The organism is Pseudomonas sp. FW305-96 (assembly GCF_058783825.1).
In genome coordinates this window covers 1-518 of sequence record NZ_JBYSYW010000074.1, presented here as the reverse complement: position 1 = coordinate 518, position 518 = coordinate 1, and the positions used below count along the sequence as shown (strand labels likewise).

At 61.4% G+C, this 518-nt stretch carries 1 protein-coding gene; it reads left to right on the top strand.

Annotation, left to right across the window (positions count from 1 at the left end; all coding sequences use genetic code 11):
* Window positions 1–518: immunoglobulin-like domain-containing protein (locus AC3WL2_RS25790; RefSeq protein WP_492574046.1), on the top strand; the 518-nt coding region annotated here is incomplete at both ends.

The following is a 518-nucleotide window of genomic DNA, read 5'->3' as shown; positions in this document are numbered from 1 at the left end:
GGCCTGACCTTCACCCTGACCGATGGCACCAAGGTCACCATTCCGGCAGGCAGCACCAGCGGCACCTTCACCATCACGGCTCCTGACGATGTATTCGTCGGCGGCCAGCCTTCGATCGTCAACAAGATTGAATCCGTTGCCGGTGGCGACAACTTCGAGAAGCTGACCCTCGGCGACAACTCGGTCACCACCACCGTGACCGACGAGCCAGGTACCGGCACTCCAGGCACCGACAACCAGGGCGACAAGGTCACCGTCACCATCGTCGGCAAGGGCGATGTCACCGAAGACCAGCAGCCAGCCTTCACCGTCAAGGTCAGCCAGAAGCTCGACCACGACCTGACTGTCACCCTGTCCAATGGCGACAAGGTGGTGATCCCAGCTGGCCAGACCGAAGCCGAGTACAAGGCCAAGGCCCAGGGCGATGACGTATTCAAGGATGGCGATACCCTGACTGTCGGCATCACCGATGCTGCCGTTGACGGCAAGTCCTTCGAGAACCTGGAACTGGGCGGCAA